Origin of the sequence: Rhodococcus sp. NPDC056960 (assembly GCF_042674125.1) — a bacterium.
Classification (GTDB): domain Bacteria; phylum Actinomycetota; class Actinomycetes; order Mycobacteriales; family Mycobacteriaceae; genus Rhodococcus_F.
Window position 1 is genome coordinate 1 of the sequence record NZ_JBHURF010000063.1, and the last position, 9,110, is coordinate 9,110.

General features: G+C 65.4%; 5 protein-coding genes. All 5 read left to right on the forward strand.

The features are described 5' to 3' along the window. Positions 1-2,909: 2,909 nt before the first annotated feature. The gene (locus tag ACFTWF_RS44275) at positions 2,910-3,119 is read left to right on the forward strand and encodes a hypothetical protein (RefSeq protein ID WP_378467397.1); all 210 of its coding nucleotides are present in this window, start codon (positions 2,910-2,912) and stop codon (positions 3,117-3,119) included. Positions 3,120-4,150: 1,031 nt separating this feature from the next. Next, entirely contained in the window at positions 4,151-7,633 is a 3,483-nt protein-coding gene (locus tag ACFTWF_RS44280) for a hypothetical protein (protein WP_378467398.1), read from the forward strand. Positions 7,634-7,636: 3 nt separating this feature from the next. Next, positions 7,637-8,161, forward strand: a complete 525-nt coding sequence (locus ACFTWF_RS44285) for a helix-turn-helix domain-containing protein (RefSeq protein WP_378467399.1) — start codon at positions 7,637-7,639, stop codon at positions 8,159-8,161. Next, positions 8,158-8,484, forward strand: coding sequence for a WhiB family transcriptional regulator (locus tag ACFTWF_RS44290; protein WP_378467400.1), 327 nt, complete (start codon positions 8,158-8,160; stop codon positions 8,482-8,484). The genes ACFTWF_RS44285 and ACFTWF_RS44290 overlap by 4 nt, the downstream gene beginning before the upstream one ends. Beyond that, entirely contained in the window at positions 8,481-8,975 is a 495-nt protein-coding gene (locus tag ACFTWF_RS44295) for a hypothetical protein (RefSeq protein ID WP_378467401.1), read from the forward strand. Before ACFTWF_RS44290 ends, ACFTWF_RS44295 begins: the two co-directional genes overlap by 4 nt. Positions 8,976-9,110: the final 135 nt, after the last annotated feature.

Genomic DNA, 9,110 nt, shown 5'->3' on the forward strand with positions numbered 1-9,110 from the left:
TCCAGGAAGCCTGCGGCTCACCGCCGACCATCACGAGAGCCAGCACGAGGACCGTCACCCGCCGGGGTGCCTGTCCGCTCCGCGGACGACCCACGCGGAAGCGCTCCGCGCCGCGAAAAACGGTGTGCCGCAACATACTTCGCGTGCTCGAAACCGGAGGTGCGCGAGTTTCATTGCAGCACTTAATTTTTCATGACAGGTGAAAGATGTTGACAAACAATGCTTTTCGCGAAAAGTGTTGTACGGTAATGCTTTTAGGGTCAATGTCCGATTTATACCGATATGTCCGAATTGCCTTGCGCTCATTAGGTTTACCTAACCCTGTTCGTGGGGGCGTGGCGGCGTAGCCGCTCGGTCGGCCGGTGACGCTCGGCCGGGAGGTGACGACAAAAGGTGACGCTTAGCGATTCCAAGCGTCACCGAGTGCGGTCGGAAACGTGCAGGTCAGACGATTTGGTAACAGTGGGGGTGACGCTTGCGAATTTGATCGTCACCGAGCAAAACCTATTCTGAGCTGCGGAAATAAAGAAAAGGTGACGATAGTGACGCTTAGAGTCCAAAAATCTATCTACGCGTGTGAGGGGGTGACGGGGATAGCGGGTACGTGGGTGCGTGTACGTAGAGAGAGAGAAACCGGCTTTTTTGTCGTCACCATCGTCACCAACTCGAATAAGTGCAGGTCAATGCATGTTTTTGAGGTGACGCTTAGATTTCTACCTGTCACCGGGGTTTGTGGGATAGTGCGCTGACCTGCACTTACGTGGGTGACGATGAGGTGACGATGACCGTCACCGCCGAGCGTCACCGCCGAGCGTCACCGCCGAGCGTCACCGCCGAGCGTCACCGCCGAGCGTCACCGCTCCCCCGGCTCTGTCCTCGGCAGACCGGCCGAGGGGGCCGACCTCGGGGCGTGTGGCGCTCGTGCAGCTCGGCAGACCGGCCGAGGGGGCCGACCTCGGGGCGTGTGGCGCTCGTGCAGCTCGGCGACCAGGGCGACGGGGCCGAGAGTGACCTCGGGGCGTGTGCGGGGCGTTGTGGGGTCACACAAGGGGGCCGAGGTGAAACGGCAGGTCGGGTAGTCGCCGGCGCCGGGTCGAAACTGTGGGGAAGCACAATCGGCGTGCCCCTCGGCCCTTCGCTCTGTGCAGATTGCTCCGCAGATTTTGAGTGGTCTCTGGTGAAGGTTGTTCCGAGGTTGCCGGGATGCGCGGTGGGCGCGGTGGTGCTGGGTCGGTGGTGGGTGTCGGTGGTGGGTGTCGGTGAGTCCGGTAGGTGGTTTTTCATCGGCAAGGCTGTGGGATCGGCGGAGCGCAGCGGAGAGGATTCCACAGTCGCGGCAGCCCGACGTTTCCGGCGTTGTCGCAGAGGTGGCGCGGCTCGGCGTAGTGGTGGGGGTGCCCGTCGTGTGCCGGGTCTTTCCCGCGGTACGAGAGACGCCCCCGACGCCACGTGTGCGGCATCGGGGGCGTTCGGGTGTCCTGGGCCGTTTCAGGCTGGGACGGCTACGTGGGGGTTCGTGACGGGCAGTGATTCGACACGGTGAGTGCGCGGGCCGAGGTGGTGCCCGGCAGCGTCGACGTGGGCAATGCAGACGGTGAGCCGGGGGCCGGTCTCGCCCTGCCCGGTGTCGTCTGTCTGCACGACGACGTTTGAGGCGGCGTCTCGGCACCCCTGGGCCTCGCACTGTGGGGGGCGTGGCTTCATGTTGGCAATGAGGTCACCACGGACGGGCACCCCGTCGCGGCGCAGCAAGTCGGCTGCGGCCGGGAAGTGCTCGGAGCACGCGTGCACCGTGCGGCGCTTGCCCGAGGTCTGTGAGATAACGACGGTGACGGGCCGACCGCATCCCTGGGCCTGGCAGATGGTCGGTCGTGCGGAGGCCGGTCGCTGTGGCGCTGCGGGTCGGCGGGGACGCTGCGGGGCCGGGGTGCGGGGCGGCTGGTTTCGCAGTATCTCGGCGGGTTTGGGCGCGCCCAGTAGTGCAAGGGTCTGTTCGGCAATGTCGAGGTAGGTCGGTCCTTCCAGCGCTTTCCGCTCGGCCGCTTGGCTGTCCTTGTGGCGTTTCAGTGCCTTGCGTATCTCGTGCTCGGACCATCCCAACTCGCGCAGCTCTTGACGGGCTTCCCTGTTGAACTGGCGTTGCCACTGCTCGTCTGTTTCTGGCGCTACGTCGGCCCGCTGTCTGCGCGGCTTTTGTGCGGCGTATCCATTTGTGGGTTCCGGCAATGGCTGTATTGGATTACCGGGGCGCGATTTGGGGACTTTCTTCGCGGCCCCGCATGTCTTGCATCGAACGGTGATCCCGCCCCGCGCTTTCGTCGTGAACGCTGTGGAGCACTTATTGCAGGTGAGTGCGATCTCGGGTAGCGACCCGCGCGTCATTCTCTTTTTCTTTGTGCGTGGAGTAGTCATGGTGAGGTCTCTCGGTCGGGGGTGTGCGGTCTCGGCAGTAATCGGGTCGGAAGGTGTGCGCGCTCGGCGAATGTTCGCGCGGCACCTTACTTTCCGGTGTGTATCCCCAGGTTACAGGGGGTGATTCGGAAATGTTGGGGGTGGGCCTCGCGACACGCGGTATGCGTCGATTGCCCGACCTCGGCCGGTAGGCGGCTGTCGGATTCCTGTTGCGATAGCTATTCGATTAGCTGTGTCTAGTCCTATTCGATTAGCTGTAAAACGGTCTGTGAAATGGCGGTAAAAGGTCTATGGAATGGCTGTGAAACCGTCTGTATAACGGTCTATGAAACGAAACGCGGCGATTATCGGCCGACCGAAAAGGGCAGAATATCGGCCCGAGACACCCGCGACGCGCCCCTGACCTCGAATGCTGGCGGAGGGTCGACCGGAGGGTTAGGGTTACCCCGGAATTACACGGACGTAAGACACCGAGACCGAGAGGAGCGGGGACCGATATGGGCAGACCGTCGCTCGAACGTAAGACCAGTGAAGGGCGTTCACCGAAGGTGTTCGCGTCGCTCACTGAGCGGGACCTAGCCATCGTCAAGAGCCGGGCGCGGGCGCGTGGGCTGACCCCGGCCGCGTACGTGCGGCAGATCATCCTCGGCGAGATCTACCCCGAGGGTGCCCCGGAAGCGTCCGAGCTGAGTCGCGTACCGGCATGACAACCCTCGGCCTCGTGGTCGACCGCGCCCCGGTCGACGTAGACAGCGGCAGCACCGGGGGCGTTGCTCCCGGTGCTGTGAATGAGTCGGCACGTCATCGTGCTGCGCTCACGCGTGACCTTGGGCCGAGGTTTACCCGCGCAATGGCGGAGCGGGAAGGGCACCCCGTCGCACACACACCGATCGGTCGGCGACTGCTAGGGCATGGCCGGGCGTTGTTGGGAATGGTGAGCGGTGGCCGGTGGCCGGTGGCGCTGGACGGAATGCCGTCACAGCTCGGCCCCGAGGACACCGCGCCGAGTGACCACGGACCGGAGCACGACGTTGCGCCCGGTTCTGTACCCGAGTCGGCGCGCCGTGCCGCGCTCGTGCGTGACCTTGCGCCGGGGTTCTCTCGCACGCTGACCGACCTCGAAGCGCACCCGGTCGCACGTACGCCGATCGGTCGGCGACTGCTCGCACACAGTCGGGCGCTGCTGCGCCGAATGGTGACCGATAAGACGTGGCCGGTGGAACTGGACGGCGTGCCGTCGCAGCTTTCCGACGTACTCGAACAACTTGCCCGACTCGCACGACACACGGGCCGCACGTCTGGGCCTGTGTTCGCTCGTGTCGCGGCCCGAATCGCTCTGCTCGTCACATTGCTCGGCCGTGGCCGATCGCTGCCCGTAGAGGGGCGCTCAGGCCGTAGTCGGGCGCTGCCGTGGCAGGACCACACCGACGCACCGAGCCAGCCGAACGCACCCCCGTACGCACTACCCGCGTACGGCCACAGAGAACACGCACACGAACCGATGTAGACGACACGACTTATCCCAGACATACGAAAGCCCCCGCAACACTTTTGGCCGAGCTAGCGGGGGCAATCGTCCGAGACCACCCGAGAGGGCGATACGAGCATGACGATACCAAAGAAGAATGACGGCGACGGGGCGGAAACGCCCCAGGCAGTGAGGTCGGCCGGGGGCCGGAACACGCGTGAGCGTGCGCCCCGTTCCAGCTCGGCCCCGCCGAAGACGAGCGCCGACCGCGTGAAGGCACTCGCCAAACTCGCCCGCGATCGGTACGCGGTCGGCAGCTCGCTAGAGGGCCGCGTGTTCGTCACCCCGACCTCGGGGCCGCGCGTGAGTCGCTGGCTGACCGAGAACAGCGAAGAGATCGTTTCCGACCTGGCGCTGTACCTGCGCAACGTCACCGGCGAAGAGTTCAGCCGGACCGAGCGAGATAACGCGCTGCTGTCTCTGCGCGACGAAGCGCGGGCCGTGCGCCCCGTCCGCACCGCGTCACGCATCGCCAACCCTCGGCAGGGTGTGATCGCTGTCGACATGTGCAATGACGCTGGTGAGTGCTACGTGATCACCAAGGATGGATGGACGATCACCACAGACCCCGGTGACGACGTGGTGTTTATCCGTGGCGAGAACGCCCGACCGCTCCCGAGGGCGATCAAGGGCGGCGACCTCTCCCGAATCTGGGAAATCGCGAACGTGCCCGAGGAATCCCGGCAACTGATCGTGTGCAACTGGCACACCGCAATGCAGCGCTCGGCCGACCACCCGATTATCTCGCTCGTGGGACAGGCCGGATCGGCGAAAACCTCACTGTCGGCGATCCTTTCGTACCTGCTCGACCCGATCGAGGGCGAAGGGTTTGACAGTATGCCTATCGCGCTGCCGGAAGACCCCGCCGAAATCTACGCGCTCGCGAGTAGTCAGTACTTCATCCCGTTCGACAACGTCGACAGCATGACGAAGCAACAGCAAACCGCTATGTCAGTCATCGCAACGGGCGGCATCTACGCACGTCGGGAGCTGTACACAACCGCACGCATCTACCGCGCGCCGGTGCGCGGCTGCCTGATCCTCGCGTCAATCGACCTCGGCAAAGTGAAGCCGGACTTCATGGACCGCGTGATCACTGTCGAGATTGAGCCGATCCCCGGCGGCGTCTACCGCGACCGCGCCGAGGTCAAAGCGGCGTTCGACGCCATGCACGCCGAGGTGCTGGGAGGACTGTTCGACCAGGCCGTTTCCGTCCTCGGCGTATACGACCAGGTGCAAAAGAACATGCAACAGCTGAAAATCCGCACCTCGCGACTGTCGACGTTCTCCTACACGCTGGCATCGCTGGATTCCCTTTACGGCACAAGCGCTTTCCCGCAATTCATGCAAGAACAGGCATCGCGACAGGCCGAATCGGCGACCGGCGACGCACTGACCGCGTGCGTTATGGCGCTGATCGACGGGCAGGCAGGGAAACCGCGCACCTACTCGCCTACCGAATTGCTCTCTGAGCTGGAAAAACAGCGCAAGGAAACCGATCCGTTCGCACGTACCCCGATGGGCTGGCCCGCGAACGCGCAGCACCTCACAAAGCGGATCAAGGAAATGGAGATCCCCCTCGACCGCGCCGGATACTCGGCCGCGTACCGGCGCACGAACAAAGCGCGCGGGTGGGTGCTGGCGCGCAAGCCGGTGCAGGAAACCGCGCCGACCACGGGCACCGTCGTGCCGATCAATCGCGGCACGCACGCACCGCACACGAGCACCCCGGCCGCGCCCGAACAGGTGGCAGTGCGCACCGGAACGGACGACGTAGACACCGTGACCCCGGCGGCAACGTCGGCCGCTGGCGCTCTGTCGTACCAGTGCGGGACACAGGGCAAACACGAACAGTGCCAGCGCAACCGTGCTCGGGGTGCTCGGTTCGCGGTCGGGTGCACGTGCCGGTGCCACGACGAGCGCGGCGACCAGGGCGACGCACCGACGCCGACCGAGCCGACCTCGGCCACGCCGACCGAGCCGACCTCGGCCACGCCGACCGAGCCGACCTCGGCCACGCCGACCGAGCCGACCTCGGCCGGTGCGTTCGATCGGGCACTCTCCGACGCCGCGAACACTGACCACGGCGTGCGTGACAGCTCGGCGCTGTCCCGTCGGCAGGCTGGCACGTTCACCACGGAAACCGCTGCCTATGTCGACGTTGCGGCCGGTAAGGGCGTCACGAGCGACGATCGCACGTTCAGCTACCGCAAGGCGAAGGGCGGGCCGACGCTGGCGCGTCTGCTCGGGTCGATTCCCGAGGGTGTCCGGCACGTCCACATCACGGGCATGGTTCCCGGTGAGACTCCCGAGGGTTTCCGCACGTGGGCGCTCGGCGCACTGCCCGAGGGCTGGCAGGTCGGCGACCGTGGCGCAATGTTCGACGCTCGCCACCCCGACCGCGCAACGCTTCACTACGTGCGGCCGGACGGCGAACCGCTGACCATCTACCGCGCGGCCGGATGGGTCGGTATCGACCTCGAGGAGACGACGGGCCCGGCCGAGCTGCGGCAGGCGTTCGACTTGCTGCGCGCCGGTCTGAGGGCAACGTTCACCCTCGCCACGCGCGGCGATCACGGCGTGCCGATCAAGGCGACACCGGGCGCGACGGGCGTAGAGCTGGCGCGCCGAACACTGCCCACGGGCAAGACGTTCCCGATCCTGTCGGACGCAGACCAGAACACGCTGCGGTCGTACGGCGGACAGGGCCGTCACGAGGACTACGTATTGCCGACGCACCCGAGCGGCGGCATGGAATCCGACACGATCCCCGGTCTGCACGTCTATGACATGAGGTGGGCATACAACAAGGCGCTAGAGCTGGAACTCCCGATCGGCGTGCCGAGCAAGGACCGCGAGTCAACGTTCCTGTTCCGCGACGAGATCGAGCGCACCGGGTTCCTGCCGTGCTGGTACCGAGTCCGCGTGACCGTGCCGAACGACTGGAACCGTCGCGGACTGTTCGGATTCCGCGACGACTCCCGTAACGGACAGTGGGTCTACCCGAGCGAACCGGGCACGACGTTCGAGACGTGGGCATGGGATCGCACTCTGCTGCTCGGCGAAAAGCACGGGTGGATGATCGGCGACCACGTGCAGATCCTCGAGCGCTGGAAGTTCGACGCTGCTCGGCGTACGGAAAAGCCGCTCGTGACGTTCGGAAAGCACATCCGAACACTGCGGCAGGAGTGGCTACCGGCACAGGCAGCAACCGACACGGTGAAGGATCTCGTCTCGGCCATGGCGCGGAACATCTGCATTGCGGCGATCGGCTCTATGCAGGGCAAGCGTTTCGAGTCGTACCGGAGTGAGTCCGATCTGAGCAAGGTTGCCGAGCTACCGGAGACGGCCATACTCAGCGAGGACGGCAAGCGCTACGAATGGTTCGAGGCAAGCTCGGCCGCTGGCACGCTGGCGCACCCCGAATGGACGGCATACGTCTATGAGGCCACGCGCAACCGACTGTTCGACCACCCGACGCAAAAGGGCGTAGGCATCGCGCACGTCGACCCGTCGGTACTGCTGGCCGTGCACACAGACTCGCTGTGGACAACCGAGCCGATCGGCATAGAGGACACCGGCAAGGTCGGCGACTACCGACCGCAGACCGGGCACGACGGCGAACTACCCACACCGCGCACCTACGCCGAACTTATGGCGCAGCGCAACGAACTTGACCAGGCAGGGGCGTAACCAATGAGCAAGCGTAAACCGCTGTCTGACTTTCTCTCCCAGACGCTCGGAAAGATGAGTCAGTCAAAGTTGGCCGAATCGCTCGGCGTATCTAAGTCGACGGTTTCCCGCTGGAAGCAAACAGGCAAGGTGCCCGAGGACTACCGGCGTGAGCTGCGCCGGGGTGCCCGAGGTGGCAAACCGCAACCGATCAAGGCGAAAGAAACCAAGGTGCAGGGCGGCGGCAAAAGGGTCGAAACCAACAAGCCCGAGCACCTCGGCGACGCGCTGAAACGGGCGACGAAAGCGAAAGCGCGGCCGGATAAGGTCACGATTCGCGGACTCGGCGTAACAGGTAAGGACTCACCGAAAAAGGCGCGCCACACTGACCGCACATTCACCCTGCAAAACCTCAGCGACGACGAACTAGACCTACTGGAACAAGGGTCGAAAGAGTCAATCCTCGAGGTGATCCGCGGGCGCACGTCCGACATGGTGGAGGTCGGTTCAATCGGTCAGATGACGTTCACGACCGGGGGCCGACAGTGAGCCGGAAACCGATAGCGCTGGATCTGGGGCACGAATGGTGGATGGAACACGCGGCGTGCACCTCGGAGGACGTGGACCCGCAATGGTTCGACTTCGCGATAGACCTCGGCGAGAGCGTGCACGAGAAGCGCGCCGCCCGGAACGCCCGACACGAACGGGCCGCGCTCGTCTGCGTCGGGTGTCCCGTGCTCGAGGCGTGCTCGGCGTGGGCCGACTCGAACCGTATCGAGGGTGTCCTCGGCGGCACGCTGTGGGCGCTGACCGCTCCCCCTGGGGAGTCGCGGCGTCGAACGATCGGCAAACGTGCGGAGCGTGCAGCGTGAGCGCGGTCGGTCGGCTCAGGGCCGACACCGACGACGGGGCCGCGCTGTCCGTGTTGGTCGACGTGCTCGGCGCGCCCCGGAAGACCAGGGAAACAGTGTCCGGGCGCACGGTGTGCGCGCTCGCGGTCGACCGCTGGGCGGGGCGCGTGGCGCTGCTCGACTCGACCGGCTGGGGGCGGCTGGCGACACTCGGAGACCGTAGAGCGTGGCTGGCGATTGCCGAAACACTGGCGGGACTCGTGCGGTCTGGCGGTCTGCTCGTCACAGTGGACCCGGTGAGAGACCTCGGGGAGCTGGCCTATGAGCTTCACGCGCACCGTGTCACGAGATCGGCAACGCTGCCGGTGACACTCTCCCCGCTCGTCGTGTCGGCAAGCTTGGTAGGGCTGACACGACTTGCCGACCTAGCCGACGACGCTGACGTTTTGGAGCGGGCCGAGATTCTGCTGTATGCCGCTGCTGCCCGAGCGCGCTTAGTCCGGGCAGCCTGACCGACCGGCCGAGGTCGGCGACGGGGCGTGTGTCCTGTTGCCGACCTCGGCAGTGCGGACGTGTGGGCGTGCGTGCAGCTCGGCGACCAGGACGACGGGGCCGACCTCGGCAGTGCGGACGTGTGGGCGTGCGTG

Excerpts from the sequence above, each read along its gene's own strand:
- ACFTWF_RS44275 (WP_378467397.1), top strand. The coding sequence starts at position 2,910 with ATGGGCAGACCGTCGCTCGAACGTAAGACCAGTGAAGGGCGTTCACCG.
- ACFTWF_RS44285 (WP_378467399.1), top strand. The coding sequence starts at position 7,637 with ATGAGCAAGCGTAAACCGCTGTCTGACTTTCTCTCCCAGACGCTCGGA.